This is a genomic window from Cohnella sp. SGD-V74 (assembly GCF_003001675.1).
In the GTDB taxonomy this organism is placed as follows: domain Bacteria; phylum Bacillota; class Bacilli; order Paenibacillales; family Paenibacillaceae; genus Cohnella.
The window spans coordinates 144,113-165,596 of the sequence record NZ_PVYW01000002.1; the positions used below are offsets into that span (position 1 = coordinate 144,113).

Annotated in this window: 13 protein-coding genes; 1 reads left to right on the forward strand and 12 read right to left on the reverse strand. The window is 58.5% G+C overall.

Annotated elements, in window-relative coordinates:
- Positions 1-28: 28 nt before the first annotated feature.
- Positions 29-688, reverse strand: coding sequence for a response regulator (locus B0G52_RS03340; RefSeq protein WP_094042108.1), 660 nt, complete (start codon positions 686-688; stop codon positions 29-31).
- A 241-nt stretch (positions 689-929) separates the two neighbouring features.
- Between B0G52_RS03340 and B0G52_RS03345 the strand changes: the two genes are divergently transcribed.
- A complete protein-coding gene (locus B0G52_RS03345; protein WP_143762508.1) occupies positions 930-4,637 on the forward strand; it encodes an RCC1 domain-containing protein in 3,708 nt (1,235 codons plus the stop codon).
- 151 nt (positions 4,638-4,788) lie between these two features.
- Here the strand turns inward: B0G52_RS03345 and B0G52_RS03350 are convergent, their stop codons facing one another.
- The 11 genes from B0G52_RS03350 to B0G52_RS03400 all read right to left on the reverse strand — a co-directional run bounded on the left by B0G52_RS03350 (position 4,789) and on the right by B0G52_RS03400 (position 21,463).
- Positions 4,789-7,071 (reverse strand): hypothetical protein, encoded by a 2,283-nt coding sequence (locus tag B0G52_RS03350; RefSeq protein ID WP_094042110.1) that lies wholly within the window; start codon positions 7,069-7,071, stop codon positions 4,789-4,791.
- Positions 7,068-7,907 (reverse strand): carbohydrate ABC transporter permease, encoded by an 840-nt coding sequence (locus B0G52_RS03355; RefSeq protein ID WP_094042111.1) that lies wholly within the window; start codon positions 7,905-7,907, stop codon positions 7,068-7,070. The genes B0G52_RS03350 and B0G52_RS03355 overlap by 4 nt, the downstream gene beginning before the upstream one ends.
- 34 nt (positions 7,908-7,941) lie before the next feature.
- Positions 7,942-8,835 carry a carbohydrate ABC transporter permease gene (locus tag B0G52_RS03360; RefSeq protein WP_233162325.1) on the reverse strand — a complete coding sequence of 298 codons (894 nt, stop codon included), beginning with the start codon at positions 8,833-8,835 and terminating at the stop codon, positions 7,942-7,944.
- Between the two features lie 333 nt (positions 8,836-9,168).
- Positions 9,169-10,515, reverse strand: coding sequence for an ABC transporter substrate-binding protein (locus B0G52_RS03365; RefSeq protein WP_094042113.1), 1,347 nt, complete (start codon positions 10,513-10,515; stop codon positions 9,169-9,171).
- A 97-nt stretch (positions 10,516-10,612) separates the two neighbouring features.
- On the reverse strand, positions 10,613-12,238 hold the full coding sequence (locus tag B0G52_RS03370) for a response regulator transcription factor (RefSeq protein ID WP_094042114.1): 1,626 nt from the start codon (positions 12,236-12,238) through the stop codon (positions 10,613-10,615).
- Positions 12,239-12,241: 3 nt separating this feature from the next.
- Complete coding sequence (locus B0G52_RS03375; RefSeq protein WP_158223562.1) at positions 12,242-14,035, reverse strand: sensor histidine kinase; 1,794 nt, start codon at positions 14,033-14,035, stop codon at positions 12,242-12,244.
- Between the two features lie 208 nt (positions 14,036-14,243).
- Positions 14,244-15,134 (reverse strand): glycoside hydrolase family 43 protein, encoded by an 891-nt coding sequence (locus B0G52_RS03380; protein ID WP_094042116.1) that lies wholly within the window; start codon positions 15,132-15,134, stop codon positions 14,244-14,246.
- Between the two features lie 627 nt (positions 15,135-15,761).
- Complete coding sequence (locus tag B0G52_RS03385; protein WP_094042117.1) at positions 15,762-17,522, reverse strand: glycoside hydrolase family 2 protein; 1,761 nt, start codon at positions 17,520-17,522, stop codon at positions 15,762-15,764.
- Positions 17,519-19,546 carry an alpha-L-arabinofuranosidase C-terminal domain-containing protein gene (locus tag B0G52_RS03390; RefSeq protein ID WP_094042118.1) on the reverse strand — a complete coding sequence of 676 codons (2,028 nt, stop codon included), beginning with the start codon at positions 19,544-19,546 and terminating at the stop codon, positions 17,519-17,521. The genes B0G52_RS03385 and B0G52_RS03390 overlap by 4 nt, the downstream gene beginning before the upstream one ends.
- A gap of 44 nt (positions 19,547-19,590) precedes the next feature.
- Positions 19,591-20,484, reverse strand: a complete 894-nt coding sequence (locus B0G52_RS03395; protein WP_094042119.1) for a carbohydrate ABC transporter permease — start codon at positions 20,482-20,484, stop codon at positions 19,591-19,593.
- A 16-nt stretch (positions 20,485-20,500) separates the two neighbouring features.
- The gene (locus tag B0G52_RS03400) at positions 20,501-21,463 is read right to left on the reverse strand and encodes an ABC transporter permease (protein ID WP_094042397.1); all 963 of its coding nucleotides are present in this window, start codon (positions 21,461-21,463) and stop codon (positions 20,501-20,503) included.
- Positions 21,464-21,484: the final 21 nt, after the last annotated feature.

Sequence of the window (21,484 nt, forward strand, 5' to 3'; positions counted from 1 at the left end):
CTTCTATAAGCCTTGCGGCTGCATCGCACTACTCGAACGCATCTGCGAACGTCCGAAGCTTCACGACCGCTTGTGCCCGATCGACGACGTCCAATTTGCCGTACAGCGCGCTAACGTAATTTCTAACGGTGCCTTCCGCGATGAACAGAGATTCTGCGATCTCGCGATTGTTCAGTCCCTTCATCAGCAATCTGGCAATCTCATCTTCCCGTTCCGACAGCTTGAAGGGGAAATCTCCGATTCCTCGCTCCCTGCCTCCCGCCATCCGGCTCATTCGTTCCGCCAGCTTGGCGGCGACGGCGGACGGCAGAACGAACTGCCCTCTGGCCGTGTCGCGAATGGAAGCGATCATCTTGTCGGCATCCATATCTTTAAGCATGTAGCCGCTTGCCCCGTTAGCCATTCCTTCGACGATATAATCCGTCTCGATGAACGTCGTCAAAATCAAAATCCGCGTATTCGGACAATTCGCTTTGATCCTCTTTAAGGCGTCAAGCCCGTTCATAACCGGCATTTGGATATCGAGAAGCACGAGCGTCGGCTGCAAGCTCTCCGCGAGTTCGCACGCCTCCTCTCCGTTTCTTGCCAGTCCCACAACCTCTATATCATTTTCCAAATCCAAAATCAGGTGCAATCCTTCCAGCGTCAACATCTGATCGTCGGCGATGACGATGCTGATCTTGGTCATGGCTTTCCCTCCGAGCGGAATTCCGCGCTTCCTTCCTTATATCATCCATCGTACCAGACCGTTCGACAAGATCAAAGAAATAGGAATCTCCCAAAGAAAAAATTAGTATTTTTTGTCGCACTCTCTACTTCGCTTCCATAGTTACATGGTATGATGACATTAGTCACAATTAATGTCAGATAATTAAAGCTTGAGATTCAAAAAAATCGTACATAAGAGGCAGGGATGAGGTTTGAAAGCGATGGAATCGAAAGCTATGAAATGGATATTGTCTATTACTCTTGTATTGAGTCTAATGTTGGGGCAATTGCCTGGGGATCCGACCGCCAGCGCGGCCGTGACGAAGAATGTTTATTCGTTTGGAAAAGGAGAATTCGGACGGCTCGGACAAGGGGATTCTGCAAACCGGCTCGCCCCGGCAGCGATCTCCGAACTCTCGGGCTTGAATATCAAGGCCGTATCCGCAGGTGCGGAGCACACGCTCGTACTGACTGCGGACGGCGACGTCTATTCGTTCGGTAACGGTGCTTTCGGACGACTCGGACACGGGGATGAGTCGGACAAAACTGTGCCGACGCTCATCCCGCTTTTCCATAACAACATCGTCGCAACGGCGGTGGCGGCAGGCACCTCGCACTCGCTCGTACTGTCAGCGGGTGGGGATGTGTACGCCTTCGGGGCAGGCGGCACCGGTCGTCTTGGGACGGGAACCTCCACGAATGTGCTCGCTCCCGTGAAAATAGGCGGCGACTTGACCGGAAAGCAGGCAATCGCGATTTCCGCCGGGGATGCGCACTCGCTCGTACTGACAAACGACGGAAGCGTGTATTCGTTCGGCGCTGGCAACAGCGGGCGTCTTGGCCATAATGATATGGCCAATCAATTAATGCCGAAGCAAATCGACGCCCTCCCTGCCGTTTCCGCCATATCCGCGGGCATCTACCACTCGCTCGCCGTTAGCGTAACGGGCAGCGTGTACGCGTTCGGACACGGGGCTCTTAATCGGCTTGGGCTCAATTCGACGTCGAACGTATTGTTTCCGACTCCGATCCCCGGTTTGGCGTCGGAGCATGTGACGGCGGTTTCCGCCGGGAACTCTCACTCGCTCGCTCTAACCGCGAACGGAGACGTCTATTCATTCGGGAACGAATTCGTCGGCCAGCTTGGACATGGCACTAACGATGAACAGCCCGTTCCGAAAAAAATCGACGCTTTGGCGGCCTTTGACATTGTGGCGATTTCGACAGGGACATCGCACTCCGTCGTGCTCACGGACGAAGGCGACGTATACGCGTTCGGCGCCGGAGCGGAGGGGCAACTGGGCAGAGGATCGGCTATTACAGGCACTAATCTTCCATTAGGAATTGTATGGACTGCTAAAGGCTCCTTGATCGATGCCGGCGGCTACCACACAATCGTCGCCGGAGGAGAAGATGACGGATTCACTTACTCGGTCGCTGCTTCGGTAGACGAAATCGAATTCTATCACAGGAATGTCGGCTATTCAGCTTTTGCCGCTACGACAGTGACGGTAACAAACAACGGAACGGGACCGATCACGGGCTTAGTTCCTACGCTCAGCAGCCCCGATTTTGAAATTGCCGCCTCGCCAGGCGTAGCGCTCAACGCTCCCGGAAATTCTACGACTCTGAGTGTTCGGCCAGTCGCAGGTCTGGCTCCCGGAATCCATACAGGCACATTAACGCTTTCCGCCGACCGAGGCGTCACCGAAACAATTGACTTAAGCTTCGAAGTAACCGCAACACCCACATTTTCGTTCGAGCTAACTCCGCCCGGAGACGTGACGTTCCCGACAAGCGGGCTCGGTTACATCTCGGATCATACGACGGCAGTTCCCAAAAACCTGATTCGAACGGGAACGGGCGATATTCATGTCCAGTCAATCGAATTGCTGGGAGGCAGCGCCAGCGCATTTTATGTCGGAACGCTTCATGCCACTGATCCGACTATTCTGAGCGACAGTGCCATGGCGATCAATTTCCCGGTACGTCAAAAAGAACACTTGCCGGTCGGCACTTATTCCGACACCGTACGAATTACTACCGACCATGGCAACCTAGAATTCGACCTCTTCTTCGAAGTCCAGGGAGCTCCGGTCATCGGAACTCATCCCGAAGACGCAACGGTATACGCGGGCGAAGATGCGACGTTCTCCGTGTCCGCGACCGGAACGGGCTTGAGCTACCAGTGGCAGGTCGACGATGGCTCGGGCTTCGCGAATATTCCAAGCGGAACGAGCGCAACGCTTACACTCGACGATGTAACCCCGGCTATGAGCGGCAACCAATACCGGGTCGTCGTGAACGGAACGATCGCTCCTCCGGCAACGTCGAACGCCGCGACGCTGCAAGTGCGCCCTGGCGCTCCGACGAACGTCGCAGCGACGGCAGGAGACGGACGGGTACGGCTGACATGGGGTCCGGTGCCCGGAGCGACGGGCTACAACGTCTACCGAAGCACGACCGTCGGGTCGGAGGGCAGTTTGATTGCCTCCGTAACGGGCTCCGAATACGCGTATGATGCTATCGGACTGACGAACGGCACAACGTACTACTTCGTCGTGAAAGCGACGAATGCGGACGGAGAAGGCCGTGCCTCCATTCAGGCAAGCGCGCAGCCGTCCCGATCGGGCGGAGGGTCAAGCGGTTCCTCGTCCTCCTCCTCTTCCACCGGCAGCGACAAACCCGATTTGTCTGCCGTCGTATGGGTGAACGGAGTACCGCAAAGCATCGGAACCATCGAGTCTACTCGCCAAGGCGACCGTACGATTGCTACCGTGCGCATCGACGAAGCGGCGCTTGAAGCCAAGCTCGCGACGGAAGGACGCGGCGCAATCGTGTTGATCTACTCGAACGTCGAAGCCGATTCTTTCGTTGCGGAGCTGAACGGACGCATGCTCGGCATGCTCGCGGAACGGGGGGCGATTCTGGAAATCCGAACGGACAGCGCCACTTACGCAATTCCGGCCGACTTAATCGATTGGAGCGCCATCGCGGGTTCGTTCGAAACCGGAGCATTGCCGGAAAACGTCAAGCTGCTGATCTCCGTATCCAAACCTTCGGCGCAAATGATCAAGCTGGCGGACGATGCGGCGAAAAAGGGGCTTTTCGAAATCGTCGTCCCTGCAATCGAGTTTAACGTAGCCGCTTCGTTCGACGGCAAGACGTACCCGATCGATCGTTTCGCGGATTACGTGGAACGCAGGATCGTCGTTCCGGCAGGCGCAGCGCCTTCCCGGATCGCCACCGGAGTCGTAATCGAACCGGATGGAAGCGTTCGGCACGTACCGACGAAAATCGTCCAAATCGACGGACGGTCCTACGCCTCCGTCTTCAGCTTGACGAACAGCGTGTACGCGCTCGTCGCGAACGAAGTTTCGTTTGCCGACGTCGAGAACCACTGGTCCAAAGATGAGGTCAACGAGATGGGCTCTCGTCTGATCCTGACAGGCACAGACTCCGATACGTTCGCTCCGAACGCCTATGTGACGCGGGCTCAGTTCGCCTCGATCGTCGCTCGAGCGCTCGGTTTGAAGCCTGACGTTTCCAAACAGGCCGCTTTCCAGGACGTCGCGCCGACTAATGCCCACTACGGCGATATTCAAGCCGCGGTATCCTATGGGCTGATCACCGGGGGCGGAACGTTCCATCCCGGAGAGCGGATCACGCGGGAGCAAATGATGGTTATCGTCGCCAAGGCCATGAAGCTCGTAGGAGCTTCATCCGGCGCTGCAGCGGACAAGAGCCTCGAACGTTTCGAAGACGCAGATCAGGTGTCAGATTTGGCGCGCGAATCGATTGCGGATGTTGTCTCGGCAGGAATCTCGCAAGGCCGTTCCACGACCAAGCTCGCGCCTAAGGGTCTTCTCACGAGAGCCGAAGCAGCCGCCATTATCGAACGATTGCTGCGCAGAGCCAACCGGATCTAATTTTCCAACAAATCTAACTCTAACACTTTGTAACGAGAACGTAATGTTCCTTTCATCTGCCCTTCATATTCGGAGGTTAATATAAACACATGACCCCCCTTTGAAATATAAAACTTGAGGCTAGCGGCCCGTTGCCGCTAGCCTCCTTTTTTTACCCACGCTTGAATTCCGCCAGGGAAGCCGCCGCGGCCCCGCAGCCCCAGTCGAAAATCGTGAATTCCCCGAGTCCGTCGACGGGTGTGCCGTCGTGGTGGTTGAAGTTTTCCATGTGGAATCCGTAGTCCCGTTCGTCGAAATGCGGGTGGACCCGCTCGTAGATCGCTCTCACCCCCGCGTTCTCGGGACAGTACATCATATAGAACGAAGCTCTCAGCGCCCATTCGGCGCGAGCCCAGTAGCTCTCGTTGCCGGTCAGCCGGTAGTAGTCCAAATACGTCAGCGCGAACAGACTCTGCCGCGCATCGTTCCATTCATCGTCGCTGGTCATAACGCCGAAGCCCCCGACCGTCGGCACGGGGAAAAACGGTGCCTGCCAAATTTGCTGGTACAGCGAAGCCTCCGCCAGCGCCTGCTCTCCGAGATCTAGCCATTCGGCGTCCCCGCTTAAGACGTAAGCTTCCTTCATCGCTTCAGCCGTCCAATAGATGCCGAAATTGCACTGATTATACAAGCCGCTCCGGGCGTCCTTCTCACCGAATTGCTTGCCCTCCCACTGCTTCGAACAGGACCAGTACGTCTCGAAATCTTCCCAGCGCCCCTCCGGCATGATGCTCTCCGCGACGAAGCCGGCCGCGCGAAGGGCGGAGGCGGCGTACCTTTTGTCCGGTCGCAGCCGATTCAGCAATCCGAGCAGCATGACGTGCGCGGAAGTCTCCGGGCTTTCGATCAGAAACGGAGACGTGCCCGAGCCGTCCGCGCGAACCCAGGCGGGAAATCCCCCGTCGTCCCTTTGCAGCTTCAGAAGCCGTTCCGCGTAGCGGATGACGAACGGCAATATCCGTTCGTCCGCGCGAATGTCGCGATACCATTTGAGCAGCCACCAGCACGTCCACGAGGCGTCGAGCAGATGGACGTGCTCCTCGTGTCCGGCGGGGCGGCGCGGCCCCGACATGTACCAACGTCCGGATTCCCAGCGCCCGTCCTCACCAGCCTGATAATAGCCCGGAAACAAACCGTCCGTCTGGGGGGCCGACAGCGCGAAGTTAAGCGCGAGCTCGGCTTTCTCCGTCCAGTCCGCGCGCCCCATCTCCTTGCCTCGAAGCGCGTAGCCGTAGGCCGACCTCAAGCTGCAGAACCAGGCCTGGTTCCACAGGCTCTTCGGCTCACGCCATTCCTCTTCATATCCGAATCCAGGCTTCTGCCGGGCGCAAACGATGAAGACGACGCCTCCGACCTCGGTGCCGTCCGGCATTCGGAACTGCTGCCAGACGACGTCCTTCCACCGGTCCAATGCCCAGCCATAGGCGTAATCCACATAAGGCTCCAACGAACGCAGCAAGCTCGCATCCGGGAACTCTGCCAAGACGGAGCTGCCTTGCTGAGCTTCCGCACTCTCGGCCTCACCTGTACCTCCCGCACCTACAGGCTCATCTCCGCCCCTTGCGCCCTCCGGTCCGTCGAGCGCCAATCCGCTTTCTGCAGCCACGAGAATCCTCCGGACGTCATGAGTTCCCGAGCCCTCCGGTCCGTCGAGCGCCAATCCGCTTGCCGCGCCGACAGACGGTCGAACCGCATTCGGCGCCGTCGATACCGGCATGTTCCCGCACCCGAATCTCTCCCACAGAAACCGCTCGACCGCGCGCAAGTCCCGCTTCCGCTGCCCGGCCGTTTTCTCCCATTCCGCCAAATAGAACCGGAAGCGAAGGGGCTCGGACCGCTCGACTTCTCTCGGCTTCAGCTCGTGGTAGACATGCCCCGTCTCCTCGTACTCGCACAGCCCGTACGTCAACCGGCGATCCTGTACGGTGTAGTCCATCACGTGCGGCACGTCCCGCCCGCACGCGATCGATGCCAGATCGGGAACAAGCGCCGCCATCGTCCGCTCATCCTCGAATACGATGGCCGGGGAGCGAAACGCCTTATCCCCGATTGTCATGCCTTCGAGCGGCGACAAATGCGGCTTCCAGACGCACTTCAGGCCGGATTCGTTGATGAGATACACCTGCGCCCCGGAGAACTTTAGCGTCCCCTCTCCGCCAGCCGGCGGCAGGACCGTCACCTGTACCGAGGCCGCTCTCCGCCCGATCGAAGCTGTCCCCTCCCCTTTTTCCCAAGCCAGCTCGACTTCGATCTCCGCTCCGCCGGCGTCCGCGGTCCAGAACGCGCCGTTCTCCTCGTACCGCGCGACGCTCGGCGCGATCTCGCGCCATCGTCCGCCATCGTGCCAGAGAAGCCCGATTTTCTCGCCCAACCCTAACGGCAGCATCGCCTTCACCCCTTCACTCCGGACATCGTAATGCCTTGCACGTAATATTTTTGCAGGAACAGGAACACGACCAAGATCGGCACGGAACTGATCGACGTCGCCGCCAAAATTTTGCCCCAAGAGATGTTGCGCAGCGACTGGAACGAGGAGATCGCGACCTGGATCACCTGCTTCTTTTCTTCATTAATGACGACCAGCGGCCAGAGGAACGAATCCCATTGGTTCAGGAACGTCATGAGTCCCAGCGTAATGAGCGCCGGAACGGCTGTCGGCAGTACAATTTTAGCGAAAATCCGGGTCCACCCGGAGCCGTCGATTCGGGCCGCTTCGAGAATGTCCCGCGGAACGTCGGAGAAAAACTGGATCAGCATGAAGATGCCGAACACCCATACGATCTGAGGCACGATGAGCGCCGAGTACGAATTGATCCAGCCGAAATCACGCATCAGCAAATATTGCGGAACCATAATGACCTCGTAAGGAATGACGAGAGAAGACAGGAAGATCGTCAGCAGCAGTCTCTTGAAGGGAAATCTCAGCTTCGCGAAGGCGAAAGCCGACAGCGCGTTCACGATCAGTCCCAGCGTCGTGACGACGACGGCGACCAGCAGCGTATTCAGCATGTACCGTCCGAACGGCTTGCTCGGGTCCAGGAAAATGTCGCGGTAATTTTGCAGCGTCCATTTGACCGGGAGGAACAGCTCGGGGCTCAGCGTCGCGTATTTGAAAATTTCCTCATGGGTGCGGAAGGAGCTCATGACCATCCAGTAAATCGGGAATACGGAGACGAGCGCGATTGCGGCCATCGCTGTCAGCCTCAGGAAGACGAACGCGGTATTTTTCATACGGGTAACCCTCCTTGCTAATCGAATTGCGGCGTCAATACTCGACGTCCGTGCGGAACAGCCGCAGCTGCACGATGGAGACGATCAGGACGAGAAAGAAGAACAGGAACGCGGCCGCGGCGGCGTAGCCCATATTCATCTGCTTAAACGCCGTCTCGTAGATGAAGTGCACGACCGTGCTCGTCGATCCCGCCGGCCCTCCGCTTGTCGTAATGTAGATCGGGATGAAAATTTTCAGCGCGTCCATCGTCGTGATGATGACGACAAACGCCATCGTTCGCTTGAGAAGCGGCAGCGTAATGAGGAAAAATCTTTGCCAAGCGCCCGCCCCGTCCACATGCGCCGCCTCGTACAGCGACTCGGGGATATTGTTCAGTCCCGCCAGGAAAATGACCATGACGAAGCCCATCGCCCGCCAGATGCAGAGCGCGATGATGCCCAGCATCGAGATGTCCGGATTGGACAGGAAGTCGAGCGCCGGCAGACCGATCCCTTTCAGGATGATGTTCAGCATGCCGTAATCCTTGTTGTAGATGAGACGGAACACCGTGGATGCGATCGCGAAGGAGACGACGACAGGCAGAAAATAAACGGTGCGGAAAAAGCCGACTCCCCGAAATTTCTTCTGCACGAGCAGCGCGAGCCCCAGAGAGATCGCCGTCTGCACCGGCAGCACGATTATGGTGAAATAAAACGAATGCCACAGGCTCGCGCCGAACGCTTCGTCCTGCAGCAGCTTGCCGTAATTGGCGAAGCCAGCGAACGAAGCTTGCGCGGAAATCAGGTTAAAGTTCTGGAAGCTGATCAGCAGCGCGCGGAACATCGGATAAAATATGAACACGGCCAGCAGAACGAACGCGGGCGCGATAAAGAGCAGCGCAGCGCGGGATTCCTGCTTGTCGAACGCGGCGTATGCCGACTTTCTCAACTTCGGTCCCTCCTTCATGTTGCGTTTCTTGACCGTTTGACGGAACGGGAAAGGGGAGTAAGGATGTTGGCTACCCTACTCCCCCTGCCGCTCTCGTTATAAAATTGGAGTTGCGCCGGACCGCTTCGAGGCACTTTTTTGGCCTCGGCACTCTCGCCACAGGTTCCGCCGGAGCTCTCCGAGGCACTTTTTTGGCCTCGACACTCTCGCCACAGGTTCCTCCGGAGCTCTCCGAGGCACTTTTTTGGCCTCGGCACTCTCGCCACAGGTTCCGCCGGAGCGCTCCGAGGCACTTTTTTGGCCCCGACACTCTCGCCACAGGTTCCGCCGGGACTATTGCTTATGCATCGCCAAGCCGTCCTCGATCTTCTTGACCGCCTTGGCCAGCGCCTCGTCGACGCCTCCATTGCCGAGGCCGACGTCCTCGAACAGCAGGCGGATCGCCTCGCTGATCGCCGGGTAAGCCGGAGTGACCGGGCGCGGATGGCCGTACTTGGACAGCTGCTCGGCGTAGATGTTCATCGGATACTCCTTCAGCTCGGCGAACGCGTCGAACGTCGATTGGCGCGCCGGAAGGTTTTTCGTCTCCTGGTACCATACCTTGGCTCCTTCGACTCCCGTCACCCAGTTCACGAACGCCCACGCCTCGTCCGGGTGCTCGGACTTGGATGTGATCGCCATGCCCCAGCTTCCCGTCGTGCCGATCATGCGCTGGTCCTTCCACAGTGGAGCGACGTCGTAGTCCTCGCCCAGCTTGAAGTCCGGAAAGTTCTGCTCCTGATAGGAGAAGGCGAACGGGCCGTCGACGTGAATCGCGACCTTGCCGGTCCAGAACGCGTCCTGCGGCAGCTCCTTCGGCGACACCTTCTCCTCGTTGAACAGCGACTTCCAGAACGTCATCGCTTTCTTCGCCTCGGGAGAATCCAGATAGCCCTTCGACGTCGAACCGTCGGGACTCAGGATTTCCGCCCCGGCCTGCCAGAGGAACGCCATCTCGGAATACGGAGCGCCCTCATGGCCCGCGAAGCCCCAAGGCGTCGGGTTCCAGCCGTAGACGCCCTTCGCCGGGTCGTTCAGCTTGCGGGCGGCGTCCAGCACTTGATCCCACGTCCACGCCTCGTCGACGTTTTTGGAAGGGAGCGCAATGCCCTTCTCCTCGAACATCTTCTTGTTGTAGAACATGACGATCGTGCCTTCGTTGTTCGGCGCCGCGTACATCTTGCCGTCGAAGGTCAGCCCTTCGATGACCGGCTTCAGCAGGTCGTCCTTATCGCCATCCTTGACGAAATAATCCTCAAGCGGGATAATCGCGCCCGAATTGGCGTAGGAGGCCAGCGTCGGCGCGTCCAGCGCCATAATGTCCGGCGGATTGCCGCCGGCCAGAGCCGTGCGGATCTTCGTCTCGTACTGGTCGTTCGGAATCATCTGAAAATCGATTTTGATGTTCGGATGCGCCTCCTCGAACGAAGCGATCAGCTTGTCGAACGCGGCCGCTTCCGGAGCATAGTCGTGCCGCCAGAACGTGAGCGTGACCGTCTCGCCTTCCGGAGCGTTCGATGCCGCACCCGAACCCGCGGGAGCGCTCGGAGAACCCGAGGAACCCGAATTCGAATTCGAGGAACAAGCGGCCAGCCCGAATGCCAGCATGACGGATAGAAGCAGGAGCGTACTCTTTCTCATTGGACCCTCACCCTTCGGTTAATTGTGCTGCATCTACAGGCTAGCATCCGGCGGGGCTGCGGCGGAATTCGTCCGCTTCGGATGTTCGCGTATAAAATCATCGGTCCGCGGGGGAGGCGATATGCTGGCGGTATTCGTTCGGGCTGACGCCGTAATGCTTCTTGAATACGCTGCTCAAGTAACTCGCGTTGGCGAACCCGACCAGCTCCGCGATGTCCGCCAGACGCATATGCGGATCGCCGAGCAGCTCGGCCGCCTTGCCGAGGCGCACCTGCGTCACGTAATCGCTGAACGTCGAGCCGGTCGTTTTCTTGAACAGCTCCGACAAGTAGGTCGGGTTCAGATGAAACCGGTCGGCCAGCTGCGTCAGGCCGATCTCGTTCATGTACGAGCGATCGATGTAGTCGCGCACCGCTTCGACCGCCGACGCGCCGCCTGTCGTTCGCGAAGCTCGAACGCCTTCAATGACCCGTGCGGCGATCCCGTTCAAGTAAGGGATCGCATCTGCGCCCGGGCCGTGCCGCCAAGCCGCATCCGGCAGCAGCCATTCCTGAGCCTCGGGAATAACGAGACGGTGGCGGCGGGCGACCTGGTCTACAAGCAGCACGACGCGCAGAACGAAGAATACGACGTCCCGCATCGGACGTCCGCCCGCCTCGATCACCGCCTCGACCGTGCCCGCAAACGCTTCGGCATCGGCGTTGTCCAGCGCGGCGACAAGCCTCTTCTCCGTTTCGGGAAGCCAGTCTCCGGGATCTTCGCGCCCTTCGCCGACAGTGACGATCTGGGAGACGGCTCCGGGACGGCTCCCGCTCCAGGCCAGAAGCGCGGACAGAAACCCTTGGCGCAGCCCGATCGTTCCCCGGAACGGCTCGCCTACCCCGATGACCGCTTCGACTTGCAGGTATCGGTTCACGTTGGCCTGCAGCCGCTTGCCCAGCGCTTCCGCGCGGCGACCGGCTTCCTCCTCGTTCGGAGAGGAGACAACGACGTGCACCATCTGCGAGTAGCCGCGATGACAGAATGCGAACGCCGAATCGGACCAGTCGAACGCCTCCAGCGTCTCCCGGCAGAGCATGCGGAAAGCGAGGCGGAATAGGCCGCTTCCTTCGGCCTGCTCCCCAAGCCGTCCCTCGGGCAGACGATACTCCGCGCCGACGATCTGCAGGACGGCTCCGTCGTGCAGCCAACCGTCCAACGCAAGCCGCTTCGCCTCGTTCTTCAGCGCGGGGACGCGGCTCTCGTCGTCGCTCCCGATCCACTCCAGCAGCAGCTGTTCCCGCAGCACCGAGCGGCTCTCCGACAACGCAAGCCGGGCCGAATCCTCGGAGGCGCAAGCTGCCCGCTCGATCTCCAGCTCCTCGCGCAGCTTGCCGAGAAGCGCGGCCAACTCGCTCCGCACGACCGGCTTCAACAGGTAGTCCTTGGCTCCGCACTGAAGCGCCGCCTTGACGAAATGAAAATCGTCGTACCCCGACAGCACGATCACCTTCGTCCGCGGATAGTTTTCCGCGCACTGCTTCAGCAGCTCCAGACCGCTCATGACCGGCATGCGAATGTCGGTCAGAATCAAGTCGTAACGTTCCGCTTGCAGCAGCGCCAGCGCCTCGCGCCCGTCCTGCGCTTCTCCCGCTACGGCATAACCGAGCGCCGGCCAATCGATCTTCAGCTTCAGTCCAGTGCGAATTTCCAGCTCGTCGTCGACCAGCAATACGCGATACATCGTTTATTCCCCCTTAACCGGCAGTCTCAGCACGATCCTCGTCCCCGATCGGGACGACGATTCGATGCGCGCGGAGAAGCCTTCGCCGTAATGCAAACAACATCTCGCCAGCACGTTGCGCAGTCCGATTCGCCTTCCGCCCGCGCTCAGTACGTCGGTCATCCGCCCGCGGGCCATCTCCTCGCGCAGCTCCTCGATCAGTTCCTCGGGCATGCCCGTCCCGTTGTCGGACACCTCGATCTCGATCGCGTCCCCGTCTCTTCTCGTCTCGATTTTGACGAAAGCGCCGTCGGGGTTTTCCTGACTGAACTTGATCGCGTTCTCGACGAGCGGCTGCAAAATAAACTTGACGATCGGCGCATTCCCCAGCTCCGGAGAATGCCCGATCTCGACGCGGATGCGTTCTCCGAAGCGCACCTTCATAATCGACACGTAATCCCGGATGTACTGCATCTCGTCCTTCAGCTTCACGACGTCGCTGTCCGCCCGCAAGGAATAGCGCAGCATTTGCCCCAGCCATTCCGTCACGTCGATGACCTCCTCGCTCCGCTTCTGCGCGGACAAGCTGCCGATCGCTTCCAGCGTGTTATAGAGGAAGTGGGGGTTGATCTGCATGAGCAACGCCTTGTACTCCGCGTCCTTGCGCCGCATATCGGCCTGGAACTCCGTCTCGATCAGGAACCTCAGCCGCTGAACCATGTTGCGGAACACCTTCACGACGTAGCCGACCTCGTTGCGCGGAATCGGCATTCGCGCAAGCGCCTCGTCCTCCACCTTGCCGAAGTCGCCCCGTTCCACGAGCCGCATCGAACTCGCCAACCGGGTAAGCGGCCGGGCGATGCCCGACGACAGCCAGAACGCGGCGACGATCGTCAACAGCAGCAGCGCCGCCCCGACAACCAGCATCGTCTGCTGAACCCGCTTCATTTTCTCGAACAGCTCCGACTCCTTGACCTCTCCGACGAGCGCCCAATTGGCGCTTTTGATTTTGCGATACAGCACCAGATGGGATTCCCCGTTCTGCTTGACCGTCAGCTTCCCCCCGGAATGCTTATCCTTGGCGATCGCCGCCATCTCCTGCAGGAAGCCCGACATCCCTTCGTCGATGCGCTGCTCCAGCACCGGTCGCCCGTCCATATCGACGAGGTAGACGCGGCCCGTCTCGCCGAATTTGATTTTGTCCAGCGGCGTCTGGATTTTGGACGTCTCCACGTTCAGCTTAAGCGCCCCGATATTGCGGAACGAGCTGAGCTGCACGAGGTTGTAGAGGAGGCTGTTCATGCTGACCTTCTCCAGATAGTTGGGCTGGTACGGATCGAGATGGGCGGGAACCCAGCGGACGCCGTCCCGTTTGAAGGTCGTATACCAGTCTCCGTCCAGGAAGGACGGATCGTCGTTAAAAGCTTTGTCGCGAATGCCGACGGCCGTTCCGTTCTCGTTAAAAAGAGTAATCGAAGAAATCGAGGAATGGTTCAAAGCGATGGAGGAGAGGAACTTGCGGAGCTCGGCGTCGGCCGTAATCCGCTTCTCCTGAGGGAGGCTCTTGTCGAGCTGGGCGGTAATCCACATCTGCGTCACTTCGTTGCTGAGCACCTGGTTGGCGACGTCCTCGACCTGCGTCGTCAGCGTATTGACGAACGAGGCGTACTGGTCCATCGTCTGGGAGGTCGACTCCTCGATGGACGTGCCGATGACGGTATTGGACACTTGCGTGAAAACGGCGACCATCGTAATGAAAGGAACGAGGAATACGAGGATAAAGGTGGCGGATAAGCGGGTTCTGAGCGAGTAGAACATAGGGCTCCCCTTCCGTATAAAGAAGAACCCCCTCCCGGCGTAGCCCGAAGGGGGCGCTGATGTGCGGCTTGACAGCGCTTGCGGCGCGTTCACTTCCACTTTATCAGCAATAGTCGGAAGAGGGAATGCTTTTTTATCGGGTCGGGACATGCAAAATGTTCGGGTCGAATTCGGGTACGGTTCAGATTCAGATCCGGCTACGCGCCCTTTACCACCGTTCCGTCATGACGATCGGCTCGATCTTGCCGTCTCCGACCTGCATGCGGTCGATGCACAGCATCCGGTTGCCCGGTTCGGGATCGCCGATAAGTCTGCGATGGTACACGATCAGCCATTCGTCGGTGTCCGGCAAGTGCAAGTAGCCGTGATGCCCCGGCCCCTCCGCGAGCGGCTCCTGCCGCTCCAGAATCGTTCCCTGGTTCGGAAACGGGCCGAGCGGGTTGTCGCTCACCCCGTAAGCGACCCGGTACGTGCCGTTCGTCCAGTCTCCCAGCGACCACATCAAATAGTAGAGACCGTCTTTCTTCAGCATGCAAGGGCCTTCCACGTAGCCTTCCGGCGTGATCGGCAAGATCGTCTCGCCGCTCTCCAGCGGTACGAACCCGGTCATGTCGTCGTTCATCTTGGCCACGTTGCAGTGTCTCCAGCCGCCGTAATACAAATAGATCGTTCCGTCGTCGTCCTTGAACAAGTGCGCGTCGATCGGCTGGGCATGATGGATGAACTTGTCCACGAGAGGCCGGCCCAGGTATCCCCGGTACGGGCCTTCCGGCCGATCCGCGACCGCGATCTCCAATCCGCCGATTTCGTCGTTCGATTGGATGTCGTTGGAGGCGAAGACCAGATAGTATTTTCCGTTGTGCTCAATATGCGTGGGAGCCCATACCGCTCTCCAGATCCACGGAAAGTCGGCCATCTCGATAATGCCCTCGTGCTTCTCCCAGTGGATCAGATCCTCGGAGCTGAACGCGTCCAGATTCATCTGCTTCGTGTACTCGGTGATCGACCGGGTGACGTAGATCCAATACTTGCCCTCGTAGGTTCTCGCTTCGGGATCCGCGTACCAGCCCGGCACAATCGGGTTCGTAATGCCTCTCATCTCTGTCCTCTCCTCGCAAGCCGCTTCCGGCATTCCTTGTATACTGGCAAACTCCTTTACACGCCCTAGTATACTCCCGCGGGATCGGAAGCGGCAACGGGATTTCAGGCGATCGGAGGAGGACTCTACCGACTGCATCGCGCCGCGCTCCCGCCTGCTTCCTCCTCTCTCTATCCGACTGACCAGATATGCCCAACCCTGCGAACAACTATCTCCTGCTTGCCTCTATCTCTTTCTCCCCCCTGAGTCATCTGCAGATGCCATACGCTCCGTTTCTCCCCTGGCTGCTTGCCTCTTATTGCAAACATAAAGGTATCCATCGAAGTATTTCTCAATATTACCGTGAACCGCCAATCTCTCCTCGCTCTCTCCAGCCTCCCTATCTGCCATTCACTCAGGTAAGCCAAATTTGAGATACAAAGGCGTTCCTATTCCCAGTCCTGTCGGGACTATTTATTCGCCGCTCGTTCGTTCGCCGCGCAGTTTTATTTGTACCAAGTGAGGAGAAATGCGATATTGCTTGATCAAGACGCGGAACGTGTACGAATGCGCTCAAGACGATCATCCTTATCCGAGTGAACAACGGCTTCTTTTCTGCCCAGCCCTGTGCTTTACCTATGTGCCAGCTCAGCCCAAATTGATGTCCCTGATTTTCTCGAGCGGAATCTTCGGCTTGCGGTCTTCCGTCAGAAGACCGTTGATTTCCTGCTGGACGTCGGTGAGCTGCGTGTAGCAGTAGCCGCAGATGTACTCCATGCTCTTGATCGCCTGCGTCAACCCTTCGAACCGCTTCAGGAACTCTTCGTCCGAAGCCACCTGGCGGCCGTAGCCCCATCCCTTGTCGGATTGGTAGGCGATCCCGCCGAATTCGGTAATCATGATCGGTTGTCCGCGGTATTCGTAGCCTTCGGCGAACGCGAATTTCCATTGATTGCATCCGGCCTCGTTGCTGACGATCGCTTCTTTGCTTCTGTACTGGCGCTCGAAGCCTTCGCCGGTTTCGACGTAGTTGTGCAAGGTTACGATGTCCGACACGGTATGCTCCCAGCCGTCGTTCGCGATGACCGGACGGTACGGGTCAATCGATTTGGTCAGATGGTAGATGCCTTCGGTAAACTTTTGCTGCCGCTTGTCTCGCAGGATGTTGGGGACGCCCCACGATTCGTTGAACGGCACCCATGTGACGATGCTGGGATGGTTGTACTGCTGCTGGACGATCTCGATCCATTCCTTCGAGAACGCCTCAATCGCCCGGTCGCGGAACTCGAACGTCGCCGCCATTTCGGACCAGACCAGCAGCCCTTTCACGTCGCACCAATACAGGAAACGGGCGTCTTCGATTTTCATATGCTTGCGTACCCCGTTGTAGCCCATCTTCAGCATCAGGTCGATGTCCTCGATCAACGCTTCTTCGCCCGGAGGGGTCAAGTGGCTGTCCGTCCAGTACCCTTGATCCAAAATCAGCCTTTGATAGATCGGAACATTGTTCAGCAGCACCTGGCCCTTCTCGATCGACACCTTCCTCATGCCGAAATAAGAGAATACCCGGTCTACGACCCGATCATCGGCATACAGGACGAACTCCACGTCATACAAGTTCGGATGATGCGGCGACCAGAGGCATTTCTTCCATGGTCCGTTCGCCTCGTGCGTCAAGTCGACTTCGACCGTGAAGGAGGAGCGGTCCGCCTCCGCACTCACCCGCTTTACCGGCTTTCCTTTTAGCGTCACGATCGTCTCCAGCCTCAAGTCCCCGCCCGCTTCCGCTCCGCACAACTCGTAGTCGAACCGAATCGTATTGCAATCGACATCCGGCGTCATTTTGACGGAATCCAGTCGCCGCTTGCCGACGTATTCGAGCCATACCGTCTGCCAGATCCCCGTCGTCTGCACATAGAAGCATTCGAAATTGTCCGGGAGCCAGCGCTGCTTGCCGCGCGGCTGGGTGCAGCTGTCGCCGTCCTCCGCCTTCACCGTGATCCGGTTGTCCGCCCCGAACGTCACATAAGGAGTAATGTCGAAGGAGAACGCAGCATAGCCGCCCTGATGCGAGCCCGCCATCGCGCCGTTCACCCATACTTTGGCGACATAATCGACGGCCTGAAAATGCAAAATCACCCTCTGCCCAGCCGCGTCTTGCGGGATATGCACCGTTCTGTCGTACCAGACCCGGGGATGGAACTCTTCCAATCCGATCCCGCTCGCCTTCGTTTCATAGGAGTAGGGAACGTTGATCGTATGCGTGCCTTCGAACTTCTCCGGCCACCGCTCCGCCTCTCCGGCGTCGCGATCATCGAAGCGGAAGCTCCATTCCCCGTTCAAATTGAGCCAATTGTCCCGCACGAATTGAGGTCTGGGATAATCTTTGATGTAGGCTTTCGTTGTCATGCCCTGCCTCCCGCCGCTCCCCGAACTTCCAGCGCATAGATCGAAAACGGACGCAGCACGCAGCCTTCGCGCCAAGCCTCCGCCGGAACTGCGCGCGTCTTGCAGACGATTCGTTCCGGTGCGAAGACCGAATTGATCTCTTCGAAGGAATCTCCCGTAATCTCATAGAGAACCGCGTCCCCGGAAATCTCGAAATCCCGCAGGTTCAGCTCGACCCTCGTCTCCTCAAGGCCGCGGTTTACGATAAACACGGTAACGGCGTTCCCCTCGTCGTTCACGCAGGCTGCGACGTCCAGATCCGGCAGCCCTTCGAGCGCAAACGGCGCCGGCTTCTGCGAACGAACCGCGAAGGTGCCGCAGACGGTATCGACCGGAAGCATCCGCCGGACGTTCCGGCCCGCGTACAGCTTCAGCACCTCATAGGTTGGCGTTCCGAATACGGTGAGCGGATGTCCGCTCCAGCCCGGCAGCTTGCCCCGGTATTGGTCGGCGTAATAATCGCCCACGCGGATGCAGCCTCCGAGCCAGCCGTTCACCAGGTCGGAGAAGCTGCCGATCTCAACCATGCCGCTGCCGCGAAGCATCTCGTTCAGGTTCGCGGCGTTGGCGACCGCGGCTCCGAGCGTATGCTCGTCCGGCAGCCCTTTGCGGATCGTGTTCGGATAGTACATCGTATTATACTCGGTGATCGCCAGCTTCACATGGCTTGTCTTCGCGTCCCTGCGAATGTTCTCCGTTGTCCGTCGGATGTCTTCCCGCGTCCACTCCGAGTACGCCGCCATCGCCTTATAGCGCTCCTCCGCCGGAGTGTCCCGGTCCATGCCGAACCGTCCGAGGCCATGATACAGGTGCAGAGTCAAATACTCGAAATGCTCGCCCGCGATGTCAAGCACCGCCTTGTTCCATTCCTGATCGTAATGGCCGCAGGCCAGCAGGACGATCGACGGATCGGCCGCTTTCATTGCCCGCGCGAAGCTTGCGCAGCGTTCCGCAAACTGCTCCGCGGTGCACGCTCCGACCTGCCACTGGCCCCATACTTCGTTGCCGATCTCCCAATACCGGACATTGTACGGTTCGGGATGGCCGTTCGCCGCCCGCCGCGCCCCCATCGGCGTATCGGCGCTTCCGTTGCAATATTCGATCCATGACGCGGCTTCTTCCGGCGTGCCGGAGCCGTCGTTCACGCTGATGAGCGGCTCTACCCCCAGCTCCCGGCAGAAGGCGATGAACTCGTCCGTGCCGAAATACTTGCTCGTCCAGCCGCCCCAGGCTTCGTTGTACATGACCGGCCGTTCGAGAACGGGGCCGACGCCGTGCTCCCAATGGTACGCGCTGATATAATTGCCGGAGATTCTCATCATGCCGGCGTTCAGAGGGCGCGTCATCTCGATCACTTCGCGCTTCACGAAGCCGGCGCTGTCCGCGGGCAGCAGCGAGACGTGATCGAGCCAGAGCATGCCGGTGGACACATGATCGCGCCAGCGCGGGAGATCGGCCGGAACATATACCCGGATCTCGGCTTCGGCGCAAGCGCGGGAGACGGAAAGCACCGCCTCGTATTGCCGCCAGTTGTGGCTCGTCAGCTCGATGCGCGTTCTGCCGAGCAGTTCCCCCGTGCGACGGTCTGCCGCTTCGACGTACAGGAATTTAAGCTCGACAGAGGCCCGTGCGACCAGCTTGACCGTATAATCGATCGGCCCCTTCAAGGCCGCGTTCTGAGTAATGCCGGCATAGGCCTCGTCATCGCTCATGATCCGAATGCGCTGGGTGCGGCCGGAATGCCTTGGGGCCGGCGCTTCAAGCGCGTACTGCGTATTTCTCCCGTTCGTATAGGGCTTCCAGCTTCCCGAAATCTCGATTCTCATCTCCGATTCGCTTTCGAAATCCATATCCTTCAGCGGGAAAGCGAGCATCGCTTCCATATGGTCCCGGATATCCTCGACGAAATGCCCGAACAGATAGGGGTTGACCGTATGCTCGCTCGGGCGGCTGCAATCGACGGTAATGGTTGCGTTCGTAGTCATTTTAAGCCTCCAAATCGATATCGATCGTACAATGTCCGGACTTATTATCCTTTAATCGAGCCGATCATGACTCCTTTGACGAAATGCCGCTGAACGAAAGGATACATGACCAATACAGGCAGGCTGGACACGATGATCACGGCGTATTTGATGCTCTCGGCGAGCAGGATTTTATCCTCCAGGCCGATGCCGCTGTCCGCCACGTCCGATTGACTGATCAGCAAAATATCCCTCAGCACGAGTTGGAGCGGATACAGCGCCTCGTTGCGGATGTAGATCAGCGCTCCGAAGAAGGCGTTCCAGTGGCCAACCGCGTAGAACAGCACCATGACCGCCAGGATGGGTTTGGACAGCGGCAAAATAATGTTCACCAGCAGCCTCCAGTTCGTGCAGCCGTCCATATGGGCGGCCTCCTGCAGCTCCCAGGGAATGCTGGATTGAAAATACGTCCTCATTACGATGAGATTATAGGTCGCAATCGCTCCCGGAACGATCAGCGCCCACATCGTGTCGACCATGCCCAGACTTTTGACCAGCATATAGGTCGGAATCAGCCCGCCGCTGAAAAACATCGTGAGCGTGATGACCAGCATCAATGGGCCTCTGCCGGGAAGATCGGGCCGGGACAGCGGGTAAGCCGCCAAAATCGTCATGATCAGGTTGATCAGCGTACCGACCGTCGTGTAGAAAATGGTGTTGCGGTAACCGATCCAGATTTTATCGTTCTGCATGATGTTCGCGTAAGCTTCGACGGTAAATCCCTTTGGCAGCAGCCATACTTCTCCGCCCAGCACCTTCGTCGGATCGCTGAGAGAGGCGCTTACGATAAAGATCAGCGGATACAGCACAATGACGATGATTAACGCGGCGATCGCGTACAAGACCGCGTCGAATACTTTGTCTTCCGACGAACGGCTCAGGGTCGCTTGCTTGGCCATAGCGGCATCTCCTCCTTTACCATAAGCTCGTCTCCGACGTTTTGCGCGCAAACCGATTCACCAGCAGCAGCAGCGTCAAATTGATGAGCGAATTGAACAAGCCGATCGCGGACGTGTAGCTGTATTCGCCCTTCAAAATGCCCGTGGTATACACAAACGTCGAGATGACGTCGCTGGACTCCAGATTCAGGTTGTTCTGCATGAGCAGTATTTTCTCGAACCCGATGTTCATGAAATGGCCGACGTCCAGAATCAGCAAAATGACAATGACGGGAACGATGCCCGGCAGGGAGACGTGCCAGATGCGCCTCAGCCGCGAGGCCCCGTCCATTTTCGCCGCCTCGTACAGATCCGGGTTGACCCCGCTCAGCGCGGCAATGTAGATGATCGATTGCCATCCCATGCTCTGCCAGATGTTCGAGCCGATATAGATCGATTTGAACCAGCCCGCCGACTCCATGAAGCGGACCGGAGAGCCTCCGAACGCCTCGATCAGTTTATTGACCGGGCCGGTCGAAGGAGAGAGAAACACCGTCAAAATCCCGACGATAACGACCACCGAAATGAAGTGAGGCACGTACGTAATGTTTTGCAGCCATTTGCTGAACGTTTTGCCGCGGATTTCCGTGACGATAAGCGCCAGGAAGATCGGAATCGGAAAGGCGATCAGCAGGGAGAAAAGATTGATCGTCAGCGTGTTCCACAGCAGCCTTCCGAAATAATAGGAGTCGAAAAACCGTTGGAAATGATCGAATCCGATCCAAGGGCTGCCCAGAATGCCTTTGCCGGGATTGAAGTTTTTGAATGCGATCTGCAGCCCGTACAGAGGACCGTAATGAAAGATCAAATACCAGGCCATCGGCAACAACAGCATGAGGTACAGGTCGTACCGCTTGGCCATCTGTCTAAGCAGGCGGCCGCCTCGTCCGCTCGGGCGCCGAAGCGGCGCAACCGCAGCGTCGACTTGCGCGCTCTCCATGAAAATCTGCTCCTTATCCAA